Below are 25,063 nucleotides of genomic sequence, written 5' to 3'. Positions count from 1 at the left end.
ATGTTAAGGCAATACTTGCCTAATGCTGCCTGTTTACATTAAAATAGAGTTTAGTTATTAACGAACAATGCTTATAAGGATGTGAATATTTAGGTGTCAAATCAATTAGATATCCAAAAGTTAAAAGAAAGGCAAGAGCGGATTCGAAACTTCTCGATTGTGGCCCATATCGACCACGGCAAGTCTACCTTGGCTGACCGTATTCTCCAACAGACAGGGACAGTTTCCGATCGTGAAATGCACGACCAGCTGCTTGATTCGATGGATCTCGAACAAGAGCGGGGAATTACCATTAAATTAAATGCTGTTGAATTAGAATACCAGGCAGAGAATGGGGAGACTTATATCTTCCATTTGATCGATACGCCTGGTCACGTCGACTTCTCATATGAGGTATCCCGGAGTCTAGCCGCCTGTGAAGGGGCCATCCTGGTGGTGGACGCTGCCCAAGGAATTGAAGCTCAGACCCTGGCCAATGTCTACCTGGCCCTAGAGAACGACCTGGAACTATTGCCTGTTATTAATAAAATTGACCTGCCCGCAGCAGATCCGGAGCGCGTTCGTAGCGAAATCGAAGACGTTATCGGCTTAGATGCCAGCGAAGCGGTCTTGTGCTCTGCTAAGGCAGGCATCGGGATTCCTGAAATTCTCGAACAGATTGTCCATAATATTCCTGCGCCTCAAGGTGACTTGGAGGGCCCCGTTCAGGCCTTGATTTTTGACTCGGTTTATGATGCTTACAAGGGCGTTATTCTGAGCATCCGTGTCCAAAATGGTATTATCCAAAAAGGGGATACCATTCAGCTGATGAGTAATGGCAAGACCTTCGATGTGACGGAGTTGGGGATTATGTCTCCCCAACCGATCCCAAGAGATTATTTGATGGCTGGCGATGTGGGCTATCTTGCAGCTAGCATCAAGACGATCCAAGATACCCAGGTGGGGGATACCGTGACCTTAGCTTCTAATCCGGCTGCCGATCCTCTACCAGGCTACCGGGAGATGCAGCCGATGGTATACTGTGGCCTTTATCCTGTCGACTCTTCAGAATATGTCGACCTGCGCGAAGCTCTAGAGAAATTGCACTTAAATGATGCCTCCTTAGAGTTTGAAGCAGAGAGTTCGACAGCACTCGGATTTGGTTACCGCTGTGGCTTCCTCGGTCTCTTACACATGGACGTGACCCAGGAACGATTAGAGCGTGACTTCGGCCTGGACTTGATCATGACAGCACCGTCTGTTATTTACCAGGCCTACAAGACGGATGGCGATATGGTTTTAGTATCCAATCCTTCCGAAATGCCGGACAATACGGAAGTCGACCATGTGGAGGAACCCTATGTGCGGGCTGAGATCATGGTTCCCCAATCTTTTGTTGGGGCGGTCATGGAACTTTGCCAGCGCAAGCGTGGTGAATTTGTAACCATGAACTACTTGGATGATATCCGTGTGACCGTTATCTATGACATGCCCCTAGCCGAAGTGATTTATGACTTCTTCGACAAATTAAAGTCCAATACCAAGGGCTATGCTTCCCTCGATTATGAAATCACGGGCTACCGTCCGAGTCAGTTAGTGAAGCTAGACGTCCTCCTAAATGGTGAGGTTGTCGATGCCTTGTCGATTATCGTTCACAAGGATTTCGCCTATGAGCGTGGCCGTCAATTAGTCAGCAAGTTGAAGGAAGTCATTCCTCGCCAACAATTCGAAATTCCTATCCAGGCCGCTATCGGCAATAAGATTATTTCGCGGACGAATATCAAAGCCCTACGCAAGAATGTTCTTTCCAAGTGCTACGGTGGGGACGTGTCGCGGAAGCGCAAACTGCTCGAAAAACAAAAAGAAGGTAAGAAGCGGATGAAGGCCATTGGTTCAGTCGAAGTCCCTCAAGAAGCCTTCCTCGCCATCCTCAATATGGATGACGAGTCCTAAGTTTCTTGTCAAAGAGAGTGTGACAAAAGTCGGTTAGCCCTGAATCTGCTAACGCATACTATATCTGTAACTCCCTTCGCTTCGAACAGCTATAGCAACTGTCCGCGAATTATGGAAGAACCTTGTCAAAGGATCTTCCATAGTTCGTGAAGTGGATGTCAGGACTGACTTTTGGAGCACGTTTTTAAAGAATAGTTCGTATTTTATAAAGAGGCCGGGACTTTTGTCCCAGCTTTTTTCTTATTTTTATAGCAGGCTGGTCCTGTGTTAGAATAGGGGTAAAGCTTAGAAAAGAGGTTGTCTGATGCAAATCAAATGTCTAACTGTTGGCGCACTCCAGGCCAATTGCTATATTATCAACCAAGAAGGGTCCAGTCAGGCCCTCTTGCTGGATCCAGGGAGTGAAGCTGACCGTATCATCGCTTACCTAGAAGATCAGGGTTTAGAACTTGAAGCTATCCTCCTAACGCATGGACACTGCGATCATATTGGCGCCTTGGAGGCCATCCGCCAATATAGCCAAGCAGCTGTCTATATTCATCCAGCTGACCAGGACTACTTGCTATCTGCGGAGAAGAATTTATCCGCTCTCGGCTTTGCTAGCCAAGCTGTGACTTGCCAGCCTGCTGAGGAGACCTTCCAAGAGGGGAAGCTCTATCATTTAGCAGGTCTTAGCTTCGAAGTCTTCCATACGCCAGGCCATACACCAGGCGGGGTCTCTCTTTATTTTGAAGACGAAGGCCTGCTTTTTTCTGGGGATACCCTCTTCCGCCATTCCATTGGGCGGACCGATTTGATTGGTGGAGATACAGCGACTATTCTCAAGTCTATCATTCAAAAGCTCTTCTTGCTTCCAGAAGAAACGCGAGTCTTCCCTGGACATATGGGAGAAACGACGATTGCTGAAGAAAAATCCCATAATCCCTTCTTTAAGCTATCTGATTAAGGGATTTTACTTACAATTTGGCCTTTACTAAGTTATAATTATATTAGAAAACAATGCTTACAATTAATCAATCGGAGGGATCACACGATGTCCATTAGAAAAACATTTGATAACCAACTACATGAACTGAGCGAACTTTTTAAAAGCATGGGGGAATTAACCCTCCAAGCGATTGAACATTCGAGTGATGCTTTACTCGATCATAAGGTCGTTATCTCCCAACAAGTGATTGAAAATGATGATGAAATTAACGAGTACGAGTTCAAGATTGAGCGGGATTGCTACCGGTTAATTGCCTTACAACAGCCTGTTGCTAACGACCTACGCATGATTGCCTCGATCTTGAAAGCTACCTCTGACTTGGAACGGATGGGTGACCACGCCGTATCGATCGCCAAATCTTCCTTGGTGATTGCCGATTCCCAACGTCTACCAGACATTGAGGAAAAAATTCGCGACATGTCCGTCAAAGTTGAAAAAATGGTTAAAGATGCCATCGCTGCATTCTTCGCAAAAGATGCCAAAGCAGCTAAGGAAATTGCCGAAAGAGACCACGAAATCGATGCGCTCTATAAGCAAGTCCATAATGATATCGTTGAGGAAATTACTGCGGGCGGGGATGCTGAAATCAGCGAAAGTGCAGCAGCTTATCTCTCGATTGCTTCAAACTATGAACGTTTAGGGGACTATACGACTAATATCTGTGAACGCGTTCTTTATATGGAAGACGGAGATATGGTAGACTTAAACGCTTAATCCTCAACCTGAATGAGCCAGTCTGGAAACAGGCTGGTTTTTTTTATTGCCTAGACCTAAGCGATCAATCGTGACCGCTTATTGACTGACTAATAGTAAGTGATTTATGCTATGATAAGTATAGATTGGAGGAATCACAATGAAAAAAACTAAAATCATCTTACTTGCCGTCCTAACACTTTTCCTCACGGCTTGTTCCCAGGGACAGACCGAGTCAGCGTCTGGTGAGCAAGACCACTATATTATTGGATCTATGTCAGGGGATGCCGACGTCTGGGACTTCATTAAAGATTCTCAGGCGCTCAAAGATGCCGGGCTAAGCATTGAGGTCCGCCGCTTTGATGATGGTGTCTCCGCTAATACAGCGACGATTGAGGGGGAGGTAGACGCGAACGCCTTCCAAATGATTGCTTATCTAAAGCAGGTTAACGAAGAAACAGGGGATAAGCTTCGGGCTGTGGGGACAACTTATCTAGAGCCCATGGGTATCTATTCTGATAAATATGAGACTTTGGAGGAAGTCCCAGATGGAGCGACTGTGGCGATTTCAGACCAAACAGCTGGTTTAGCCCGGGGTTTGGAATTATTACAGACAGCTGGCTTGATTGAATTAGCTGATGATTTTGATTCTTTTTCTACCCAAGCAGATATTACTTCAAATCCTAAAAACCTACAATTCGTTGAAGTGGACGATCCCACCATGCCACGCGTACTCGGTGATGTAGATATTGCATTAATGGGTAATACAAATGCCTTGGAAGGCGGTTTAAACGTCTTCGAGGATGCGATCTTCTATGAAGAAGTTAATGAAGATACTGTAGATAAGGTCAATGTGTTTGTGACGCAGAAAGGCCGGGAGCAGGATCCTGGCTTGCAGAAACTCCTAGAGATTTATCATTCAGATGATGTGAAGGCTTTTATCGATGAAGAATTTGGAGGGACTAAACAATCTGTTCAGCTATCGGGAGAAGAACTCGAAGAAGTTTTAGGATTATAGATCCAGAGGCACCTCTTGCCACTAGCTTATAGGCTAGTGGTTTTTTATTGACAAGTACTTAAAGCAGTTTTTGCTTGACGCCTAAGAATTAGGTCTTTAAGCTTAACAAGGGATAGAAATTAGTTTAGAATAAGTTTAGCTGACGAAATTTTCATAGAAAAGGTGCAAAGCATTGAAAAAAGGATTGTGGACGTTTTTCTTAGGCTTGCTTCTAATTTGTGCTTTGGCAGCTTGTCGGCAGGCCGCCGAGCCCCAGGAAGACCTGACGATCGAAGTTTATGTCGATGACCAGCAGCTTGAGCAAAGAACTTTAGCTAATGAAGAAGTTGTCGGGGAGAGTCTGCTGGATGTCATGGCAGACAATTTCAAAATTGAAACGGATGGGCACTATATTCAAGCCATCGATGGTTATCGGGAGGACCCCCAAGCCAAACGTTGGTGGCGCTATGAAGTCAACCAAGAAGCGAGTGATATGCCCTTAGACCAGGTTCAGATTGAAGCAGGCGACCATTTTGTTTGGAAATTGGAGAAGATCAACTAGCTGATCTTTAGGCAAACTAAAGTTAAGCAATGAAGAAAGGAAGAAAAGCGATGAAAAAATTGACACATTACCTCGCAGCCCTAAGCTTGGCGGCCCTGGTTCTCAGCGGTTGTTCAGCTGAGAAGGCGCCGGTCAAGGAAGCCCATGAGGCAGCGAGTGAACAAAGTAGCCAGGTGGAGGCGTCCTCTAAAGCAGACCAAAAGGCGAGTGCGGAAGAAGTTGCGGCTGCTAAAGAACGGATTAAGGGTCTCAATTCTGTTATTCCAGTGATTGGAGCAGTTGCTTATCCAGAGGCAGATATTTATGTGCCGCTATTTGATGGCTTAACCGAAGAGAATATGCTCCATGGGGCTTCGACTTTCTTCCCCGGTGAACAAAAGTTAGGCCAGGGAAATTATCCGATTACCAGCCATAATATGAATTATTTTGGAGAGAACTTACTGCTTACGCCCATCTTGGATAAGACCAAAATGGGAGATAGCATCTATGTGACGGACTTAGATAAAATTTATCGCTTCGAGGTTGACTTCAATGAGGTGGTCCCTGAAACCCGGGTGGACTTGGTTGATCCGAAGACGGACCATGCCATGCTGACCTTGATGACCTGTACCAAGGCCCTAGGTGATGACCCGAACCGTAAGATTGTACAAGCTAAGTTAGTTGACACCATAGATTTTGACCAAGCGGACCCAGAGACCTTGGACCTCTTTAAAGCAGAGTATCGTGATGTGGAACATATCTACTAATAACAAAGCGGCCCTTCCTCGAGCATCGAGGGAGGGCCGCTTCATGTCTTTAGCCATTATTTATATTCTTTAAAATAAGAAGTCGGCGTCTGGTCAGCGAGTTCGCGTAAGCGGTCGCGGGATTCTTGGGGGAGTGACCCACCGAAGTCCATAAATTCAACCAGGTCCTTAAAGGCCCGGTGTGGAATCTTTAAGTCATCGAGTTCTTCTACAGAGAAGCCTATATCAATAGCATCTTCCCGGCCTTCTTCAAGTTTCGTTACGAAATCAGGTTCGGTGACAAAGACGGAAGACAAGCCTACCATATCTGCATGTTGGAAGGCTTCTAAGGCCTTGTCTGGGCTATTGATTCCACCCGTGGCAATGACGGGCACGCGGCCGTTCACATGCTTGTAGACAGCTTCATTAACCAATTGGCCTTGGTATTTACCAGCCCGCACTTTTTCCTTGTAGATGTCGTGGCCCCAGCTAGCGATCGCATAGTATTGGACATCAGCGACATCGAGCAAGCGGTCGAAATAGTCATTGAATTCTTCGACGGTGTAGCCAATTTGACTGCCCCGGGTCTCTTCAGGTGTCCCACGGAAGCCGAGTATAAAGTCCTTGGCACCTTCTTCTTCAATAACTTTTTGGCAGGCAGCCATGACTTCAACCCCGAAGCGGGCTCGGTTCTCGAGCGATTGGGGCCCGTATTGGTCGTCTCTTTGGTTAGAGAAGGGGGAGAAGAATTGTTGGGGAAGGAGACGCTGCGCATTAGAAATCTCAACCCCTGCAAAGCCAGCCTGGATGGCTCGACGGGTAGCGGCAGCATATTGGGCGATAACATGGTCAATTTTACGCTCGCTCATCGGATAGACGGTATGTTCAACTGGGGTCTTCAGTTCCATCCGGCTTGGCCCATAGACCACATGGTAGTCTTGGAGAGCAATCTTAGCGAAACGACCAGCATGGGTGAGCTGGAGGATGGCCTTGGCGCCGTCAGCTTGCATGCTTTCAGCTAATTTGGATAAGCCGTAGATGAAGCGGTCATCGCGAACACTGGGTCCGTATTCGAAGAGCTGGGCATAGTCTTCGATATAGGCCGCTGTGGTGACTTGTAGGGGCGCTGATTGGGACCGTCTCTCGGCATAGAAGAGGTCTTCATCGGTTATAAAACCTTCACGCGATGAAGAGTTCGTCGTCAATGGATTAAGGCTAAAGCGGTTGGCTAATTCAATGCCATTAGGAAGTTGAATGGGTTCAAAAAGGGCCTGGTATTTGGCAGTTGTTTGTTCTGACATCTAATTTCCTCCTATTATTATTTATAATCGATTATAGCACATTCTTTTCGTTCAAAAAACTTTTAAAAAAGACGTGCAATTTCTAGACCATTCATCTATTATAGTTAGTACTGAGTCGAAAGATGCATAATTTAAGTTAAAGGAGTTTCAGCGATGCAGATTGAGCGTCTGGCCTTGGAGGATGCCGACCAAAGCTCTGCGATCATTAAACTTGTTTTGCTGTCTATTAATGATATGATGGAGCTTTTAATTGGGGCACGTCCTCATGCGCATCTAATTGGCTATTAAATGAAAGACTAAGAGAAAGAAGCGAAGTAAAACAAAATGAAAATATCCATTGTGGGTGCTGGAGCAGTTGGCTCCGCCTTATGTGAGGACCTTTCAAGTAAACAATATGATGTGACGCTGATTGAAAAAGATGCCCATAAATTAGAAGACCTGCTCTCTAACTACGATATTATGGGGGTCTTGGGTAATGCGGCGACCATTAGCGTCCTTAAAGAAGCTAAGATTGAAGATTGCGATGTTTTTATTGCTGTGACAAATTATGATGAAATTAACCTGATGGCATCCATTGTTGCCAAGGAATTGGGGGCTAAGTACACCATTGCCCGGGTGTCTAATCCCGAATATACGGATTACTTGAACTTCTCCAATGGCAAGCTAGGCATTGACTTAATTGTCAATCCTGAGCTGGAAGCGGCTACTGAGATGCTCAATAATTTAGACTATCCCTCAGCTTTTAGTGTAGAATCTTTCTTTAGGGGGCGGGCCCATCTGATTAGCTTGGATGTGAGTGAGGGGAGCCAGATTGATGGGCTAGCCCTCAGCCAACTGGGAACTGTCTTCGACTATATCGATAAAATCTTGATCTGCGTAGTGGAACGCCAGGATGAAATTTTTATTCCTTATGGGGACTTTGTTATCCGAGCTAATGACCGGCTTTATGTCACAGGCGATACCCAGCAATTGCGCGAGTTCTACCAGGTTTTGGGTGGGTCGACCAAGAAGATTCGCTCGACTATGATTGTGGGGGCTTCGAATATTGCCTTCCATCTGGTACCCAAATTGATCCAGAGAAAAATTGCGGTCAAAGTGATTGAGCGCAAAGAAGAAAAGGCTTACCGTCTGGCAGCAGAGAATGAACAAGCCATGGTCATTGTTGGTGATGGCACCCATCCTGACCTCTTATTTGAAGAATACTTGGAAAACTTCGATGCCTTAATTACCCTGACTGGTATTGATGAAGAAAATATCGTCCTGAGTATCCTAGCCAAACGTTTAGGAATCAGTAAGACTTTGACCAAGATGGACCGGGTGGCCTTATTAGAATACACCGGGCTCATGGACCTAGAAACGGTGGTGATTCCCCACCGGCTCTTCGCTGACCGCATTATTCATCTCGTTCGGTCTTTTGTCCGCTCCTATGGCTCGAGTATTGAGAAATTCTATCGGATAGCCAATAATCAGGTGGAAGCGATCGAGTTCATCGTTGCTTCTGACTCCCGTTTAGTCGGCAAGTCCCTGATTGAAATTAACCTGGTTGATAATGTCCTAATCGGATCGATTTTCCGCCAGGGACAAATTATCATCCCAAGCGGCCATGACCAATTACAGGTGGGGGACCGGTTGATTATTGTTGCTTACCAACGGGATATCTCTGACTTGGATGACATTCTAAGGGGGTAGGGCATGAATACACGTGTAATTATCCATACCCTCGGTCGTATCTTAGCAGTTTGTGGCTTCCTCATGCTCCTTCCCGTCTTAGTCGCTATCTTCTACCAGGAAGGCTGGGATAATGTCCTAGCCTTCCTTGGGCCGGCAGTTTTCCTGATGGGGATTGGGGGCTTAATGAGTTGGCGCAAGGTGCGAAATTTGGCCATCTATACCAAGGAGTCCATGCTGGTTGTGGCCCTCTCTTGGATTCTGATGAGTTTTTTCGGTGGCCTTCCCTTTATTTTTACAGGCAGTATGGATTCTCTCTTCGATGCTTTCTTTGAGACAGTGAGTGGTTTTACCACTACGGGAGCCAGTATCCTGACCGATGTGGAGGCGCTCGACCATTCCGTTCTTTTTTGGCGGTCTTTTACCCACTTTATTGGGGGGATGGGGATTTTGGTCTTCGTCTTGGCTGCCTTACCCCGGGTCGACCGACGCGCAAGTAAGATCATGAGCGCTGAGGTGCCCGGTCCAAGCTTTGGTAAGATTGTGCCGCGCCTCTCCTTTACTGCGCGGATCCTCTATGCTTTGTACTTCGCCTTCTTCTTGGTTCTCATTATTGCCTTGATCCTAGCAGGTATGCCCGTCTTTGATGCTATCCTCCATGCCTTTGGGACAGCTGGGACAGGGGGCTTTGGGATTAAGGCGACCAGTGTGGCCTACTATGATTCCAGTCTGATTAACTATATTTTAACGGCTGGGATGTTAATTTTTGGGGTCAATTTTAACCTGTATTTCCTCTTTCTGATCCAAAAAGATCGTCGGGCCTTTCGAAATGAAGAGCTGAGAAACTACCTCTTAATTGTGGCAGGTGCCACTGCTCTCATTATTTGGAATATTAAGGACCAGACTTCAGGTTTGGGCCAAGCTTTAGAGGAAGCCCTCTTTACCGTGGCTTCGGTGATTTCGACCACCGGCTTCTCCATCAATGACTTTAACCAGTGGCCAGAGTTTTCTAAGCTTATCCTGTTCCTCTTGATGTTCGTTGGCGGCTGTGCGGGGTCTACTGCCGGAGGGCTTAAGGTCTCACGGCTCACCATCTTATGGAAGAGCTTCTTGGCTAATACCAAGCGGATGATCCATCCAAACCAGGCTGTGGCTTCACAGATGGAAGGCAAGCAAGTGGATAAGGCTTGGCTGACAAGTGTTAAGAACTACTTTGTGACCTATGTCTTGCTCTTCGTCCTCTTTGTCCTCCTCGTAGCACCAAGCATGGGAGACTTAGAAACCATCTTGTCAGCTGTCGCTACAACTTATAATAATGTGGGGCCGGGTCTAGGAGAAGTAGGTCCAGCCGCTAGCTTTGCAGACTTAAGCAATTGGAACAAGCTGGTCCTATCCTTTGCCATGCTCTTTGGGCGCTTAGAGATCTATCCGATGCTCCTACTCTTCTCTAAGCACACCTGGCAAAAAATCTAATTGACAGTCTAGGACAAAATGATTAAACTATAAAAAGAAAATAAAAAAAGGAGGGCCGTCAAATGAAAGAACATATGCTTAATTTTGATTCGGTCCCTCTTTTTTATTATTATTATTATTTGTCTGATTTAGAGTCCCACTTATTAGCTAAGGGGCTCTTTTTTTAATTTATTATTAGGAGGGCTTATCAATGGCAGTGCCAAGTCAAATTCATCACTTTCATTTTTCTAATTGTCTTATGAATGCTTCTGGTGTTTCTTGTGAAAGGAAAGAAGAACTAGCTAGCCTGGACGAATCGGCAGCTGGGACATTTATCACTAAAACAGCTACGCTTGAAGCAAGGGAGGGGAACCCCCAGCCCCGGGTTGAAAGCTTTGCTTTGGGGAGTATTAACTCTTCTGGTCTACCCAACCAAGGCCTAGCCTATTACCTCCAAGCGCTCGCTGACTTCCAAGCGGCCAAGCCGGACAAGGTCTATTTTCTCTCGGTTACGGAATTAGAAGAAGAAAAAATCTATCAAATTCTAGAAGCAGTGGAAGCAAGTGACTTCAACGGACTTGTTGAGCTCAATCTGTCTTGTCCGAATGTGGTTGGCAAGCCCCAGATTGCCTATGATTTCGAAACAACAGATCGGATTCTAAAGCGTGTCTTTTCTTTCTTTACTAAGGCCTTAGGTGTCAAACTGCCACCTTTCTTTGACCCTAGTCATTTTGACCAAATGGCTGATATTCTCAATCGCTATCCCTTGACCTATGTCAATTGCATTAATTCAGTCGGCAATGGCTTAGTGATCCATGGTGAGCAAGTCGTGATTAAACCTAAACATGGCTTCGGTGGAATTGGGGGTGAGACCATTAAGGCAACGGCCTTAGCCAATGTCCATGCTTTCTACCAACGCTTGCGGTCAGAGATTGCCATCATTGGGACAGGTGGTGTCTGTGATGGTCGGGATGTCTTTGAACATATTCTCTGCGGTGCCAGCATGGTAGGGGTCGGAACAACCCTCTATGAGGAAGGGGAAGGCTGCTTTGCCAGCCTCACGGAAGAATTGGAAGCAATCATGGTCGACAAAGGCTATCGAACGATTGAGGACTTCCGTGGTAAATTAAAATATATGGATTAAAATTAAAAGCTGTGCATGGAATGAGCACAGCTTTTTCTATTTCCTTTATTGACTTTGCTTGCTAATCCGGGCCATGGTTTGGCGGACAGACTGGAGATAGATCGAACCAAACTTATAGAGGTGGAGGGCTTGGAAATAGAGCTTGTAGAATTCTAAGCGGCCCTTGGCGCCGGGGGCTAGGGGATAGGCTTCCTGGTAGGCTTGGTAGAAGTCTGGTCCAAAGCCTCCGAAAACAAGGCTGACGCCGAGGTCAAATTCCCGGTCGCCATAAAAACAAGCCGGATCAAAGAGTAGGGGCTGGCCTTCTTGGTCAAACATATAATTACCTGCCCAGAGATCCCCGTGAAGGAGGGAAGGAACAGAATCATGGTTTTCTAAAGTTTCCGCAATGCGATCAAGAAGAGTTCGGTAAGTCGCTTGGTCTGCTGTTTGCCAGAGCCCTTCTTGGTCTATGGCTTGGCCTAAGGGGAGTAGGCGCTGCTTAATAAAGAAATCAGCCCAGTTATCTGTCCAGGAATTGTCGAAGCTGATATCGCCGCCCTGGTAGGCTAAATCGAAGCCGAATTGCTGGCTCTCGGATTGACTGCGGTGGAGCTTGGCTAGCATCCGGCCGAGCGCTGCCTGTTGGCCCTGGCCTTCCTGGATAAACTCTAAGAGCAGGTAGGCATCTGGTCCTAATTCTCCATGGGCTATCACTTGGGGTACCCGGATACCCGCTTCAGCCATCGCTTCCAGGCCAGCAATTTCAGAGGCGTAGAAATCAGCCCCGCGGCCAGGTTGAACTAAGAGGAAGTAGTCTTGGGCTTTGCTTTGGACACGGTAGGCCTGGTTGACATCACCCCCTGTGACGGGAGTCAGACTTTGCACTTCTTCTAGGGGCAACTGCGCAATTTGTTCTTCACTTAATGAATACATCTTTTACCTCCTGAATCTTTATTCACTTGCTAAGTCTATTCTAATGCTTTTGGGCCCAAAGCTCAAAAGCTAGGATTAGTTTCAAGCTGGGATATTTGTTATAATGGAAGAAGATTGAAATGACTCATTAGAAAGGTGGATGTCGATGGCAGACCGAGTGCCTGGGCTGACTTATACGGCAGTCTTTAAGGGAATTAATTTATTACTTCAAGAAGATTCAAATATTGTAACGGATATAGTGGGGCATGGGGGGATTGGTAAGTCCCAGCTCGTCCGTGAGTTGGCTGCCAGCAATGGCTTCCCCTTCTTTGAGATCACCTGTTCGCTCTTGCAGCCAGGGGACCTCACCATGCCGGTGCCTAAAGAAGACCGGATCGATTACTATTTGAACCCCCAAGTCCAAGGGGCAGTGGATGCAGCTAAGGCCCATCCAGATAAGAAAGTCATCCTCTTCCTCGATGAATTTAACCGGCCTATCGCTATGGTCCAAGGGGAATTAATGAACTTGGTCCTCCAGCGGAATCTGATGGGGATCGACTTGCCCGATAATGTTGTTATTATTACGGCTGAGAACCCTTCTTCTGATGTCGAAGGTTTTGAAGGGTCATCCTATGCGACCAATGCCCGGGATATGGCCATTAATGACCGGACCATGCGTATCCGGATGGGAACGACCTTGGACCAGTGGCTCGCTTCTTTTGCCCAAGTGGACCATCCCCAGCGGTCAGGTCAAGCTAGGATCCATCCGCTCATCTCTGACTTCCTACAAGCTGAAGGCCGGCAGTATTTCATTGTTATCGACGAGACCCGGGATAAGAACCCCACGCCACGTGCCTATGAACGCTTATCCGAACTCTTCTATAACTATGAAGACGCTGGTTATGACCTGCTGGACCTGGCGGATGACGACCTCCTCGCCTTCCTTATCGAAGGGATTGATGGCTGTATCGGGGAAGAAGCCGGGCAAGTCTTCCTTTCTTACCTCCAGACCCACCAGGGAGACTATATCAAGGCGCAAGAAGTGGTCGAAGCTGAGGGGGACCATTTAGATCCTGCTATCTTAGACCGTTACCAGGCCATGCAGGCCATCCGTAAAAAGCGGGTTATCGAAGACTTAACGGCATATCTCTTGGACCATGAAAACCTACTAGAAGACCAAGCACTCCTCAGTCGCTATCTTGACCTCTTCTTGGCAACGGAAGCCGATGAAGTCTATAGTTTAGTGAAGCGTCTGAATGAAGCCGCAGCCGATTCAGCCATGGGACGTTTGAATGAAGCCCTCTCCCAGTTTGAAGCTTACGTGGACCGGGCCTTTGAAATTACCATGGCGGTTTCAAAAAATTAGAGTGAAGGAAAGGAGACCTGTATGGACGGAATCAAAACAAATAAGAGTCGGGATGACCTGTTGGCCTTGATGGGTTCTAGCCAGCAGGAGCTCGCCATTGACAATATCGACGACCGCTATTTTCGCTTGCGGATTGCCTTCATCATTTATATGAACTTTGGAGCGGATGAAGACTACCAGGTCTTTTCTGACCTCATGCACGACTTTATTGGCCTCTTAACGGCCTCTCTGATGACGGATCGCAGCTACAGTGGGGCCAATGATAGCCTCTTTGCAGGGATTATCTACCGCTTAGACCGGCAGATGAGTAAGACCCTGGCTAAGCCGATGAATTTATCTTTTGAAGGCCTGCGCTTTACCTTGACGGTTAATCCCATTCTTTTCTTCATGTATTATGAGAGCCCTAAGCAAATGTTGGCAGGTATTCGGCAGATGTGCTACCACATTATTTTCAACCACATGACGGATTACGATTGGGCCTTCCAAGAAAGCGAAGATGCTAAAATCATGAGTGTGGCCATGGAAACTGAGATTAACCAGTATATCCAAGACCTGCCAAGCCATTCGGTTTCACTAAAAGGCTTAAGGCAGAAATTGGATGTCCGCCTCCAGGAGAAGAAGGGAACGCTCTATTACTACCAAGAAATGAAAAAGATAGCTGATGACCCGTCCCATCCCAGTCATAACCGGACCCTATCTACCTTCGAGAAGATGAAGGGGTCGGGTCAGATGGATGACCTCTACAGTCAATTAGCAGGCAACTTCGATGAAGACAAGCTATCGGACTTGCGCATTGATTCAGCCGAACAATTAAATGATGAAATGAAGAAGAACTTCTCCATGCAGCAGGTGATCCCCCAAGGCAAGAATAATGACCTCCACCGCAAAATTATTAATGGCTTGGTCCGCAAGGCTTACGATGACTTGACCGATGAGATGCGGGAACACTTGTCAGGGCAATTGTCGGAACAGGTGAAACCGATGAATAAATCGCGCGCCATTAACTGGAAGGAGATCATCCAGCGGGGGGAGGGGGCTACTCCTGTCCCTTACCGGCTCTCTAAGAACCGCATGAACCGCCGCCAGCCCTTCCGTGTGGACTTGCCTGGTCGGGTATTGGATACTGCGACGACACTCATTGTCTTTGTCGATACTTCTGCTTCGCAAAACGAGGAAGCCCTAGCCTATAGTCTAGGTGAATTAGCCAATATTCAAAAGACCCTGGGCAACCAGGTCTGGCTCGTTCAAGTGGATACCAAGGTGGTCAAAGCAGAACGTCTTACCCACCAGACCTTGGCCCAATTTTCTTTTGAAGGTCGGGGAGGGACGAGTTTTGCGCCCGCCTTCGATTGGCTCCACGCCAATGGTTTTAACGACCATAATTCGGTAGCTGTTTACTTCACAGACGGCTATGGGGATGATGGCTTTGACCGCTATGGTTACCATAACATGTACTGGATTCTCACCCAGGCTGATCCCCAGGAGGAGAATCCGCTGTCTACGGAAAGCTATGGTAAAGTTCTCTACTTGCGTCAAAGTGCAGCCTATAATAATCAATTGATGCAGCACCGCCTGCGTCAACCGCTCGATTAGAAGGAGGGGCCTATGTCACAAACACTTGACCTGAAGAAAGCACTGATTCGGCTTCAATTTGGCGATTACCTGCCCTTGGTGCAAGCCTTTAACTATCAAGACTTAGACAAGGTGAAGAATCAGCTGACCTTCAATTTTGCTGAGATTACGGACCAAGCGGCCTTTTATATGGTGGCCCGGGGCTACCTGGCCCATTGGGAAAGCCCCTATCAGAAGGAGAGTTTGGTGCGTAAGGGCAACCGTTACCGCCAAGACAACCGGGTAGTGGATGAAGTCGAAGATGACTTCCTAGAAGCGGTCTGGCAAGCCTATGTCCAAGTCAAGGAAGAGGCTCAGAGCCAAGATTCAGCCCGGGGCCAGTCAGTGATCACCCGGCATGGGAGCCAAGAATCCATCTGGGAACAGCTTATGCGGGATGGCGTGCCCGAACTTAAACAAAAAGTGAGCCAGTACAAGGCTCAGAATGGTTTGGAAGATTAAAGAAAGGAGTCTTTTAGATGTCAAAATTAAATACCTTATGTGCCCTTGCCATTGCACCCTATGGACAGGGAGATCATTTGTCCCAGTATGTTGTTCAAGCGGTCAAGGTCATTCAAGAATCTGGCCTGCCTTATCAGACCCATGCGATGACTACAGAAATTGAAGGGGACTTGGATGAAGTCATGGCAGTTGTGAGCCGAGCAGCTAAAGCCCTGGCTGAGCATGGCATCCGCACGGAGATTAGTTTCCGGGCAGATATTCGCCCAGGCCGAGAGAATGCTTTCGAACAGAAAAAGGCTAGCCTAGCTCGCGAAGAGAAGAAATTAGCTGACCAGTAGGCAAAAAAGAAGAGATTGACTTAAAAAATCTAAAGTCAATCTCTTCTTTATTTATTAATCTTCTAGCTGGGATGAACGGAAAGCTTCTGCCAAGGAAATTTGGCTAGGAATGCCAAGTTTTTGGAAGGCCTTGTCGAGGGCTTGGTACATGGCATCGAAGTAGTCCACTTCCATATTGGATCCCATATGGGCAATCCGCAAGATGCGTTCGCCGAGTGGCCCATCGCCACTGACAATTAAGATCCCTTCTTTTTTGACCTCTGCCATGACGTCAAAGCTATTAAAGCCTTCAGGTAAGAGAACGGCGGTCAATGTATTAGCCGGATGGTCCTTAGCATAAAGTTCAAAGCCTGCTTCTTGGAAAATTTTCCGCGTATTTTCTGCCCACTTGTCATGCTTGGCTGCGAAGTCATAGGATAGGGTTTGGTCTAGGGCAGCATCCATGGCATAGACCAAGTTCTCGCTCATGGTATATGGGAAATCGAAATGATCATTATCAAAGCTGAGATAAGATTTAAAGTTGGAGTAGAAAGAAGGGATAGGACTCTCTCTCTGGTCTAGCTGGTCCAGGGCGTTTTGGGATAGAGTGACGGTCCCAATACCCACAGGTGCTGAGAGGCATTTTTGGCTGCCGCCTAGCAAGACGTCGACTTGGGCGCGGTCAAAGTCGATGGCTTCCCCTCCAATTCCTGAAACGGAGTCCACAATCGATAAGATCCCATAGCGGTGGAGGAGTTGGCCAATGCCGTGGATATCATTGGAGATACCGGTTGGGGTCTCACAGTGGACGAAGGTCGCCACTTGGAAGTCGTGGTCGGAGGCTAGGAAGCTTTCCAATTCATCCAATGCTAGGCCGTGGCGCCAGTCTTGCTCGAAGAGGACAGGTTGGCCTCCAACAAAGCGTACAAAGTCGGCAAAACCAGCCCCATAGACCCCGTTGGACAAGATTAAGACCCGGTCGCCTGCTTCAACCATGGAGAAAATGGCCGCTTCCAAAGTGATGAGGGCTTCGCCTACCATGAAGAAGGAAGGGGCGTCCGTCTGTAAAACTTGAGAAACTTTCTTTTCAACCTGGCGCTGGTATTTGGTATAGTCATGGTCAAGGTCGGTATTGGTCTTTGACTGGGCAAAGGCTTTTAGCACCTTGTCACTCACATGAGAAGGACCTGGACTGATATTTAGCATAAACAACTTCCTTTCAAAACTAAATTTTATTTATTATAATACAATTTTAATCTTTTGCCCACCTGTTGGGTAATTGGGGATTCAAGAGCTCAAATTCACGGCTCTCTAGGTTGACTTTGCCCAGAGTCTGATCACTCTTAATCAGCTGGTCCAGATAGCCCGCAATTTCATCCGCTTCATTGTAATGTTTCCACACATCATCTGCCTTCAGGGACTCATCCTGGGAAGCTACATTAATAAAAGGCGTGTTCACAGCAGCAGGCGCTAAAATTTTGACCTGGACCGAAGCTTCCTTATTGTGGAGATAGCGGCCAATATTTTCGGAAAAGGCGCTGATATAGAACTTCATCGGGCTATAGAAGGGTGAGGACTCCATGAGCTCGTAGCCCGCCACTGAAGAAACATTGACCAGGACTGCTCCTTCAACTGCTTGGTAATCGCTTAAGTAATATTGGCTGAGCAAAGTGGGCGCCACCATGTCTACTTTCATAAGTTGCAAGATTTCTTGGCTGGTCAGGCTGAGAAAGTCCTTCTTATTCGAGAAGCCCGCGTTATTGATCCAACAATTAATGGAATAGGCCTGGGTTTTCTGGTAGAAGCCTTCCAATTCGTCAATTTGGCTCAGATCCTGGACTAAATAATGGACCTGGATTCCAGGATATTCATGCTCAAATTCTTCCTTTAAAGCAAGCAAACGCTCTTCGCGGCGGGCAACTAGGATTAGGTTTTGCCCTTGGCTGGCTGCCAAACAGGCATAGGCCTCGCCAATTCCTGAACTAGCTCCCGTGATTAGTGTGTATGCTTTCATAGGTCATCCTCCTTTACATACAGTATAACATGGAAAGGCTTTCAGTTCAGAGATTTACTTTTTAAAGATAGCAGATAATTTAGTTTGCTTAGCCACTTGATCTAGGGGATTCGCAAATAAAATCATATGCTTATCTTTATTTAAAGTTCAAAAAATAAAATAATTAGTAAAAGGGCTTGCTTTTACAGGGAAAATTAGGTAGAATAGTCTTATTGACGGGGGCGTAGCTCAGTTGGGAGAGCGCTACACTGGCAGTGTAGAGGTCGTCGGTTCGAGCCCGATCGTCTCCATTTGATATTTTTATAAATGTTGGTGTATCAACGTTTAGAGCGGGAAGATAGCAATCTATTTTGTTATCCTCCCGTTTTTTGTTCCGTTCCCCTAATTTTACCTAAAAATTAACATAGCTTGCGAATAGTTGGGCACTTCTTTGTTCTGATTGTTCTGTAACATGAGTGTAGATGTTCATAGTCGTTTTAATATCCCCATGCCCTAGGCGCTTCATCACGTCTTTCATGGGAACCCCAGCCTCAAAGAGCAGGGAACAATGTGTATGCCTTAGCCCGTGAATCTTGATAAACCTAAAGTTGTTTTGTTCGCAAATTTTCTTAAAGCGAGTGTAGATTATTGAAGGATTTAGTAAGCTATTTGTTTTAGGATGGTTAAAAACAAGTTGTTGTTTCCCTAGTGGCTTAAAGCCAAATTTTAATAATTCTTGGCTTTGTTCAGCCCGCCAGCGTCTTAAAACGTTTAGTGTAGTATCGTCAATGCTAATTGTACGATTGCTATTTTCGTTCTTAGGGTCTTTCAAGTAAATCTTATTGCTATTCGTTTGGCCGACAGCCTTATCCACCGTTAATGTTTTGTTGGTGAAATTAATATCGTTCCAAGTGAGCGCTAGAATTTCCCCACGCCTTAGCCCAGTATAGGCCATAGTCCGAATGCAAGCATGCCATTTGCGACTTTCTTCAGCTTCAAGAATCTTCATCAGTTGGCGCAATTCCTGAATATTGTAAAAGGGGCACTTGTCTTCTTGGTCACAACGATATTTCACTTTCTTTTTAGGTGTGACAACCTTATCTGTTTCTAGACTAGTAACGTAACCATGAATATAAGCATACTTCATTACCCGTTTGAAATAAGCAAACATTTTTCTATGATGTTTATATTCTTTGTGCCAATGGTTTAATTTGCTCTGTATCATTTGGCTAGTAATTTTATTGACGAAGCAATCCCCGAAAGCGGGCAATATATGTTTTTCAAAAATAGTTACCGTTTTGCTAAGTGTTGACTCTTCAACATCATTTTTATATATTTCAAGCCATTCATGATATACTTGAGTAAACTTCATCTTTTTAGGCTTTGCGATACTTTCGCCATTAACAAATTTGATTTTTTGTTGGTCAAAGTATTGTGAAGCCTCTTTTTTTGTCTTAAATCCTCTTTTATTGATTCTCTTATCTTTGCCAGTCAATTCATCTATGCCCAGGTAACCCCGAACCGACCAGAATTCACCCTTGCTATTGGTATATTTCTTATACGTTGCCATTTCTAACATATCCTTTCTAAATCTACCCCCACGGCTGAATTAGCAAGTCTGTATGTTAGGTAGGCTTGTGGCTAGTTGTATTCAAGTATTTGTTTTTTGTGGATATCTTCGATGGGGTAAGGGAAGTTAAGAGGGATATTTTTAAGAATGCCACTGTTTAAAATATCAGACTTTTCCCAAGTAAACTTAATATCATGGTTAGATTGCCAATACTTCTTGATTATGCGCACGACTTGTTCACTAGATGTTATTGGTTCTTCAAATACTAGATGTTTTTGCCCAGTCTTTTCGTCAAAGGCTTCAACTTGTATAGTTTCAAAGATCCCCATGCTTAACTTATAGTCATCACTTTTTAAGTCATCAACGTTAGTCATCAAATACAAGCGGCCTTCATAAATATAGAAGGCGTATTGTGGCTTTTCGATAAGTTTTTGATAAGCAAGACTTTTCTCTATGCCTTGCGCTATAGGGGATAAGTATCTTGATGCATATTCACCAGGCAAGTCTTCATAGTTAGCCATATATTGTTCAGCTTGGATAATTTGACTTTCCAATATATCATAAAGTTTCTTTTTATCGTTCATAGGAACAATTAATTCTGGCTTCTCACCTTGCAACAACTCTTCTACCGTGATGCCAGCCAAGTCAGCTATAGCTTTAAGACGCTTATTGTTCGGTAAAGATATACCGTTTTCCCACCTAGATATGATTCCAGGCTTAACGGGTGGATTTTCGAGTTTTTCCCCAAATATTTCTAAGGACCAGCCATGGCTTAAACGAATTTCCTTTATCTTATTTCCTACTAAATTTTTATCTACTTTCAATTATTTCACCTCCTGATAAATATATAATACCATAAATCGTGTAAAAAAACGTAAAAACAAGTTGATTTACGTAATTATACGTTATATAGTCTTTTTGAAAGGAGGTGAGACGATGAAAGTTAATAAAGTTTCAGCTTATAGAAAAGCTATTAAAATGAACCAATCTCAAATGGCTAAGCTTTTGAATCTATCTGTAGATGCTTACAGCAGAAAAGAAAGAGGACTATCAGAATTTAAACAAAGTGAAATGGCAAAAATTGTAAATATAATTTCAAAGAAAGAACCTACAGCAACTATCGAAGCAATTTTTTTTAACTAGAATTTACGAATATTTACGCTAGTCCCCACGGCTGAATTAGCAAGTCTGTATGTAACGCCTATTGACGTTTAGGAGGTGAAAAAATGGAAGAACTGACCCGAGCAGAAAAGGAAGTTTTTGACCTATTACCGACAGGGCGAAGGCAAGCGAAAACTGCCAGTACGCTTTGCCAGCTACTCAAGCCTCAGCTTTCTGTTCGAGAATTTAGGGAGCTGATTGCTTCAATGCGGGCAAAAGGCCTATTGATTGGAGCAAGCCGAACAGCCCCACAAGGCTATTATTTAGTTGCTGATGAGGACGAATTACACGCCTTCATTGCCAGCTATGAATCCCAGGTAAAAGAAGAAATGCGAGTGCTGACAATTCTAAAGAAAAAAACCGGCACTTGGCCAGCTAGTTAAATTATAAGCAGTGAGATGAAAACCCGTTTACATTCAAAATAGGAAGGAGATACCACCATGCAACTAGTTTATTTAGAGAACGGCAAAGAAGCCCCATATACATTAAGTTCGATTGTGGCAGAATGTGCTGAGGTACAACACCATACTGTTACACGGCTTATAAGAAAACGCCAATCTAGTCTAAATAAATTTGGCAAGGTTGGATTTAAAATCCAAGCTTCAGAAAGTGGCCAAAAAGAAAAAGACTACAAGCTAAGGGAGCGAGAGAATGCCAGGAAGAGCACCCCAGCCCTCGACCTGATGACCGGGGACGAATTGGCCAGGTACAGAGAGCTGGCAACGCTAGTCATTATGTACCTTAATCAGGGCCTAACCTACCAGGAAATTAAGAATCAAGTGATGTAATAAAAAGCCCCTTACCAACCAGACGACTAGCAGAAGGAGAACATTCAAAAACACATGCTTAGCAGGACCAGAACGCGAGTTGACTAATCAATAAACTACTTTAAGGGGGTGAAGCCATGAAGATTTTATTAAAGAGCTTAGGGGCTTTTATAGCCGCTACAGCAACACTATTCTTGTTTATGTATGGTTTGCTGACCTATAGCAACCATGTTTACCTAGAACGTTATAAGGCAGGGAATGATGATTATTACTTATAAGCCATACACTTTGAAAAGTGACAGGGGAAAAGGTTGTACGGAACAATGAATTTTATTCAAAATAGAAGGAGTATTATCATGAGCATTAACGGCGGAAAAATTGAAGCAGAAATTAACAAAGCACTTGTAGTTATCCAACAAGCTGAAAATCTTTCGTTACCTCTTTCAAAGAAACTAGAGGATTGCGACGAACAATTAAAAGAACTGAAACGGCTAGCGTACACTATGAATGCAGCAATTCTTGGAACATCTATTGCACTTACAGGAGCTAAAAAATTAATAGCTGAGGAATTTGAAGATGGAATTTAAGACCAGCAAGGGGCGACCATGTTCAAGAATGGAAGCCGAAACAATTATAACCTATGATGCGGAGCTGAAGAAGTGGTTTATCTATACCGACCACGGCCCCCATGCTAGGAAGTGGGAAGACAAAATTATCCCAAGTGATGATGTACCGAGTCGCAAAATTTACCACGAAGACAGCGGAAAGCTGATAGCCATTGAAGGGGAAATAAAAGGCGGTGTGGGGATTCATAGCCCTAGAAAGATGACCGAGGAACAAAAAGAGCAGGCAACCAGACGCCTACTCAAGAATGTTCACGGTGTTGAATCATAGAATGCCATATTTGCCTGTAGAAATGATTAAGTTATAGGAATATCCAACCGAAAGAAGCCAGCAAGGTATTTGCCTATTAAAGGCTAGAAAGAAGGTTAATTATGGCAAATAACGGTGTTCTACAGTTTGAGTTGCCAAAGGACTTTAACGACCAGCTCAAAGCATCACTAATCTATCTTTATCGTGATGCCATGGAAGAAGCTAAGCGGGATTGTGCTGTAACTAGGGAGATGCTGACGATTGACGAAGCATGTAGCATGTACAACACTAGCCGAAACACCATTACAGAGAAATGGCACAAAGAAATGGGCTTACCGCTTAGTAAGCTAGGCAACAAGATTTACATTGAACGGAAGGTACTCAATGACTTTATCAGAGCGCACCCGTACCAATAAAAAAAGCTTGTGGGGGTTACCTCACAAGCCAACATATCAGAAAGTTAATTTATTGTACCACAAAAAAGAAAGGAAGACACATCATGACAGATAACAAATATTTGGCGTCAAAAATACGGCCAATTATAAAATTAATCGAACATCACGAACTAGCAACAGACTTAGCCTTTATAGCAACTTGCCAAACGGATGGAGAAATAAGCAGACATCTAGCCCTTGCTGAAGAACTTAATAGCGTCTTTATTGAACTAATGACAGGGGACTTGGCTAAGAACCTAGAGGAAGTTTATTGTGCCTTGCTTGACGAAGAATAAAAGGAGTGATGCTATTTGGACGCTAAAGAGTTACACGAACGATTATTTCAGATAAAAGAAAAGCTAGACCGAGTCGAGACAACGAACCTAGCGAGGATAAAAGATATTTTAAACAGGATTTACTTTGCTGACATTGAGGGACAGGCTAAGTCAATCGAGAATGTGGGCAACGTATTTCATGAGGTAAAAGGTTTTGAGCATGGCAAATATTATAAAAACCTTCACTTAAATTATATCATTGAAGCAGGAAAAACGGGGATATTTTATGGGCGAATTGTAACCAAACGAATGAAAAACGGGAATGATAACGAAGTCGCAAAGCCTGAAGCATTCTCAAACTATGCTATGTTTGTTGCTGATGTCTGTTCAGGTAGGGTGATCTATAGTGAAAAGCTAGAATGTTTCTTACTGTTAGACCATGCCCATACCTACCTAAAAATTAGCGAGGGGCAATTTGAATATCATTACGGCGTAGAGAAGGGGTCAAAAATAAGAGACTTCTTGCAAGTGTTCGAAGAATTGTTCAGCCAGCACTTTGAAGAAGATCATGGCTACAACGTCTTACCCTATACGATTGCGGGAGAAGATTGGATCTATAATGTGGCTGATTTAAAGATGGAAGAACATAAATTACAGTCTGATGAACTAGTCGAAAGCTACTTTTCTGAAGTGGCTTTTAGCAATTTAGAAGTTGATAGAGCTAAAGAATATCTTGAGTTTATCAACGATAAGCCAGAATGTTATCACAATATGCGCCTTATTTATGCTTATGTCGTGCAAAGAAAAATGGGAATCATACAGCCCGAGAAGATATTTTTAATGAAAGACAGTGGCGGAACAGGAAAAGGCTTGTTCATGCATAGCATGCAACCCGTGTTTAATGTTGTTCCTGTTGACCCTGACAGTCTTTTACAGGGAACAAGTATCGAGAAACAAAATGCCTTCATGCGCTTCCTAGGGGCTGAAGTGGCTCACTTAAACGAAACAGGCAGCATCACTTCAAAACAGTGGCCCACTCTTAGAAAAATTGGAACAGGCGAAGTATTAACGGGGCGCTATATTGGGGCGAACCAAATTTCCTTCAAGAGTGAAGCGGTGCTCATCCTTGATACCAATGAAAAAATTGAAGCACCAAGCCTAAAAGCAAACTTGCGCCGAATGGTCAATATTGCCCCGAAAGACAGAGGAGAAGAGACACCCGAAGAAACGAATGCTAATTTTAAACCGTGGTGGGATTGGATTGCACCCGATCGCACACCTAATGTTAAAGCAGGGCTAAGCTTTTTATTAGCAAGCCTTGATTATCTTAAAGAGCAAGGCGGGAAATTTAATTTTCAACCTTATACCTTCCCATTAGTGTCTAAAAGCGAAGAGTTTTCAGAAACACAAACCATTATGTTGCGGGTGATTAAACAACAAGGATTTATCTTAGCGGGAGATGAGATGTTACAGAAGGCTATCAGGGAAGACTATGGGAACTTGAGAAAGAAAGTAGCAAGAGAAGCTGTTAAGGGGATCGGTGTAGAAATAAATAGATCAAAATGGATCGAGGGACAAAATATTAAAGTTCATGAAGTAGGTAATCTAAAGCTATTTAATGAGATGTATGAATTGTTAAATAAGGTGGCCTAACCCTACCTAGCCTAAGTCACACCCTTACCGCACCTTCATATTACTAATATAACAACAACTAACCTATCTAACCTTATTTTATATATTTTTTTTATCTTATATAGTAAGTGTCTCTAGTTGATGATGATTTGTTTTATATACAGACAAGGTTAGGAAGGTGTTGAGTTAGGTTTTTTTTTAAAATGCTGATATAACAATGTTTTTAGACTATAAAAACCGAACCCT

At 44.6% G+C, this 25,063-nt stretch carries 29 protein-coding genes and 1 tRNA gene; 24 read left to right on the top strand and 6 right to left on the bottom strand.

Annotation, left to right across the window (positions count from 1 at the left end; all coding sequences use genetic code 11):
• Positions 1-93: 93 nt before the first annotated feature.
• The 6 genes from lepA (at position 94) to F6I03_RS01735 (ending at position 5,918) form a co-directional block, all read left to right on the top strand.
• Positions 94-1,932 (top strand): translation elongation factor 4, encoded by a 1,839-nt coding sequence (lepA, locus tag F6I03_RS01760; RefSeq protein WP_070430690.1) that lies wholly within the window; start codon positions 94-96, stop codon positions 1,930-1,932.
• A 304-nt stretch (positions 1,933-2,236) separates the two neighbouring features.
• Positions 2,237-2,878, top strand: a complete 642-nt coding sequence (locus F6I03_RS01755) for an MBL fold metallo-hydrolase (protein ID WP_070626078.1) — start codon at positions 2,237-2,239, stop codon at positions 2,876-2,878.
• 87 nt (positions 2,879-2,965) lie between these two features.
• Positions 2,966-3,634 carry a phosphate signaling complex protein PhoU gene (gene phoU / locus F6I03_RS01750; protein ID WP_083290541.1) on the top strand — a complete coding sequence of 223 codons (669 nt, stop codon included), beginning with the start codon at positions 2,966-2,968 and terminating at the stop codon, positions 3,632-3,634.
• A gap of 139 nt (positions 3,635-3,773) precedes the next feature.
• Positions 3,774-4,631 (top strand): MetQ/NlpA family ABC transporter substrate-binding protein, encoded by an 858-nt coding sequence (locus F6I03_RS01745; protein ID WP_070430692.1) that lies wholly within the window; start codon positions 3,774-3,776, stop codon positions 4,629-4,631.
• A 172-nt stretch (positions 4,632-4,803) separates the two neighbouring features.
• Complete coding sequence (locus tag F6I03_RS01740; RefSeq protein WP_070430693.1) at positions 4,804-5,172, top strand: DUF4430 domain-containing protein; 369 nt, start codon at positions 4,804-4,806, stop codon at positions 5,170-5,172.
• A 50-nt stretch (positions 5,173-5,222) separates the two neighbouring features.
• Positions 5,223-5,918, top strand: a complete 696-nt coding sequence (locus F6I03_RS01735) for a class A sortase (protein WP_070430694.1) — start codon at positions 5,223-5,225, stop codon at positions 5,916-5,918.
• A 56-nt stretch (positions 5,919-5,974) separates the two neighbouring features.
• Here F6I03_RS01735 and F6I03_RS01730 read toward each other — a convergent pair whose 3' ends face one another.
• Entirely contained in the window at positions 5,975-7,198 is a 1,224-nt protein-coding gene (locus tag F6I03_RS01730; RefSeq protein WP_070430695.1) for an NADH-dependent flavin oxidoreductase, read from the bottom strand.
• 153 nt (positions 7,199-7,351) lie between these two features.
• Between F6I03_RS01730 and F6I03_RS09905 the strand changes: the two genes are divergently transcribed.
• From F6I03_RS09905 to F6I03_RS01715, 4 genes are all read left to right on the top strand, one after another.
• Positions 7,352-7,486 (top strand): hypothetical protein, encoded by a 135-nt coding sequence (locus F6I03_RS09905; protein WP_256365968.1) that lies wholly within the window; start codon positions 7,352-7,354, stop codon positions 7,484-7,486.
• 36 nt (positions 7,487-7,522) lie between these two features.
• Entirely contained in the window at positions 7,523-8,887 is a 1,365-nt protein-coding gene (trkA, locus tag F6I03_RS01725; protein ID WP_070430696.1) for a Trk system potassium transporter TrkA, read from the top strand.
• Between the two features lie 3 nt (positions 8,888-8,890).
• On the top strand, positions 8,891-10,339 hold the full coding sequence (locus F6I03_RS01720) for a TrkH family potassium uptake protein (RefSeq protein WP_070430697.1): 1,449 nt from the start codon (positions 8,891-8,893) through the stop codon (positions 10,337-10,339).
• A gap of 190 nt (positions 10,340-10,529) precedes the next feature.
• Positions 10,530-11,462 carry a dihydroorotate oxidase gene (locus tag F6I03_RS01715; protein ID WP_070430698.1) on the top strand — a complete coding sequence of 311 codons (933 nt, stop codon included), beginning with the start codon at positions 10,530-10,532 and terminating at the stop codon, positions 11,460-11,462.
• 45 nt (positions 11,463-11,507) lie between these two features.
• On the opposite strand, the gene F6I03_RS01710 is transcribed toward F6I03_RS01715, so the two are convergent.
• Positions 11,508-12,377, bottom strand: a complete 870-nt coding sequence (locus F6I03_RS01710; protein ID WP_070430699.1) for a fructosamine kinase family protein — start codon at positions 12,375-12,377, stop codon at positions 11,508-11,510.
• 145 nt (positions 12,378-12,522) lie between these two features.
• Here F6I03_RS01710 and F6I03_RS01705 point away from each other — a divergent pair, with 145 nt between their 5' ends.
• Genes F6I03_RS01705 through F6I03_RS01690 form a run of 4 tightly spaced genes read left to right on the top strand, consistent with a single transcriptional unit; the run spans position 12,523 to position 16,133 of the window.
• Positions 12,523-13,722, top strand: coding sequence for an AAA family ATPase (locus tag F6I03_RS01705; protein WP_070430700.1), 1,200 nt, complete (start codon positions 12,523-12,525; stop codon positions 13,720-13,722).
• Positions 13,723-13,743: 21 nt separating this feature from the next.
• A complete protein-coding gene (locus F6I03_RS01700; RefSeq protein WP_070430701.1) occupies positions 13,744-15,315 on the top strand; it encodes a VWA-like domain-containing protein in 1,572 nt (523 codons plus the stop codon).
• Between the two features lie 12 nt (positions 15,316-15,327).
• The gene (locus F6I03_RS01695; RefSeq protein WP_070430702.1) at positions 15,328-15,795 is read left to right on the top strand and encodes a hypothetical protein; all 468 of its coding nucleotides are present in this window, start codon (positions 15,328-15,330) and stop codon (positions 15,793-15,795) included.
• A 17-nt stretch (positions 15,796-15,812) separates the two neighbouring features.
• The gene (locus F6I03_RS01690; protein WP_070430703.1) at positions 15,813-16,133 is read left to right on the top strand and encodes an MTH1187 family thiamine-binding protein; all 321 of its coding nucleotides are present in this window, start codon (positions 15,813-15,815) and stop codon (positions 16,131-16,133) included.
• A 54-nt stretch (positions 16,134-16,187) separates the two neighbouring features.
• Here F6I03_RS01690 and F6I03_RS01685 read toward each other — a convergent pair whose 3' ends face one another.
• Both F6I03_RS01685 and F6I03_RS01680 read right to left on the bottom strand, forming a co-directional pair.
• A complete protein-coding gene (locus F6I03_RS01685; RefSeq protein ID WP_150983043.1) occupies positions 16,188-17,318 on the bottom strand; it encodes a pyridoxal-phosphate-dependent aminotransferase family protein in 1,131 nt (376 codons plus the stop codon).
• 46 nt (positions 17,319-17,364) lie between these two features.
• Complete coding sequence (locus tag F6I03_RS01680) at positions 17,365-18,126, bottom strand: SDR family NAD(P)-dependent oxidoreductase (protein WP_070430705.1); 762 nt, start codon at positions 18,124-18,126, stop codon at positions 17,365-17,367.
• A gap of 217 nt (positions 18,127-18,343) precedes the next feature.
• Here F6I03_RS01680 and F6I03_RS01675 point away from each other — a divergent pair.
• Positions 18,344-18,416 (top strand) — tRNA-Ala (locus tag F6I03_RS01675).
• Positions 18,417-18,517: 101 nt separating this feature from the next.
• On the opposite strand, the gene F6I03_RS01670 is transcribed toward F6I03_RS01675, so the two are convergent.
• Together F6I03_RS01670 and F6I03_RS01665 are read right to left on the bottom strand one after the other, a co-directional pair.
• On the bottom strand, positions 18,518-19,675 hold the full coding sequence (locus tag F6I03_RS01670; protein WP_070430706.1) for a site-specific integrase: 1,158 nt from the start codon (positions 19,673-19,675) through the stop codon (positions 18,518-18,520).
• 71 nt (positions 19,676-19,746) lie between these two features.
• Positions 19,747-20,499, bottom strand: coding sequence for a helix-turn-helix domain-containing protein (locus tag F6I03_RS01665; protein ID WP_070430707.1), 753 nt, complete (start codon positions 20,497-20,499; stop codon positions 19,747-19,749).
• Positions 20,500-20,611: 112 nt separating this feature from the next.
• Here F6I03_RS01665 and F6I03_RS01660 point away from each other — a divergent pair, with 112 nt between their 5' ends.
• The 9 genes from F6I03_RS01660 (at position 20,612) to F6I03_RS01625 (ending at position 24,838) form a co-directional block, all read left to right on the top strand.
• Positions 20,612-20,818: a helix-turn-helix domain-containing protein gene (locus tag F6I03_RS01660; RefSeq protein WP_070430708.1), complete on the top strand. Its 207-nt coding sequence runs from the start codon at positions 20,612-20,614 to the stop codon at positions 20,816-20,818.
• 83 nt (positions 20,819-20,901) lie between these two features.
• Positions 20,902-21,219, top strand: coding sequence for a hypothetical protein (locus tag F6I03_RS01655; protein ID WP_083290544.1), 318 nt, complete (start codon positions 20,902-20,904; stop codon positions 21,217-21,219).
• A gap of 57 nt (positions 21,220-21,276) precedes the next feature.
• Positions 21,277-21,624, top strand: coding sequence for a hypothetical protein (locus F6I03_RS09815; RefSeq protein WP_070430709.1), 348 nt, complete (start codon positions 21,277-21,279; stop codon positions 21,622-21,624).
• A 116-nt stretch (positions 21,625-21,740) separates the two neighbouring features.
• Positions 21,741-21,881 (top strand): hypothetical protein, encoded by a 141-nt coding sequence (locus F6I03_RS09715; protein WP_168160466.1) that lies wholly within the window; start codon positions 21,741-21,743, stop codon positions 21,879-21,881.
• Between the two features lie 78 nt (positions 21,882-21,959).
• The gene (locus tag F6I03_RS01645; RefSeq protein ID WP_070430710.1) at positions 21,960-22,190 is read left to right on the top strand and encodes a hypothetical protein; all 231 of its coding nucleotides are present in this window, start codon (positions 21,960-21,962) and stop codon (positions 22,188-22,190) included.
• Positions 22,180-22,497 carry a hypothetical protein gene (locus F6I03_RS01640; RefSeq protein ID WP_070430711.1) on the top strand — a complete coding sequence of 106 codons (318 nt, stop codon included), beginning with the start codon at positions 22,180-22,182 and terminating at the stop codon, positions 22,495-22,497. The genes F6I03_RS01645 and F6I03_RS01640 overlap by 11 nt, the downstream gene beginning before the upstream one ends.
• 101 nt (positions 22,498-22,598) lie before the next feature.
• A complete protein-coding gene (locus tag F6I03_RS01635) occupies positions 22,599-22,892 on the top strand; it encodes a helix-turn-helix domain-containing protein (RefSeq protein WP_070430712.1) in 294 nt (97 codons plus the stop codon).
• 83 nt (positions 22,893-22,975) lie between these two features.
• Positions 22,976-23,206, top strand: coding sequence for a hypothetical protein (locus F6I03_RS01630; protein WP_070430713.1), 231 nt, complete (start codon positions 22,976-22,978; stop codon positions 23,204-23,206).
• Positions 23,207-23,221: 15 nt separating this feature from the next.
• Positions 23,222-24,838 carry a hypothetical protein gene (locus tag F6I03_RS01625; protein WP_070430714.1) on the top strand — a complete coding sequence of 539 codons (1,617 nt, stop codon included), beginning with the start codon at positions 23,222-23,224 and terminating at the stop codon, positions 24,836-24,838.
• The last annotated feature ends 225 nt before the right edge of the window (positions 24,839-25,063 follow it).

Origin of the sequence: Aerococcus sanguinicola, from assembly GCF_008726925.1 — a bacterium.
Lineage (GTDB): Bacteria > Bacillota > Bacilli > Lactobacillales > Aerococcaceae > Aerococcus.
Note: the sequence above shows the minus strand (reverse complement) of the source record. Positions and strands in the feature narration are given on the sequence as shown.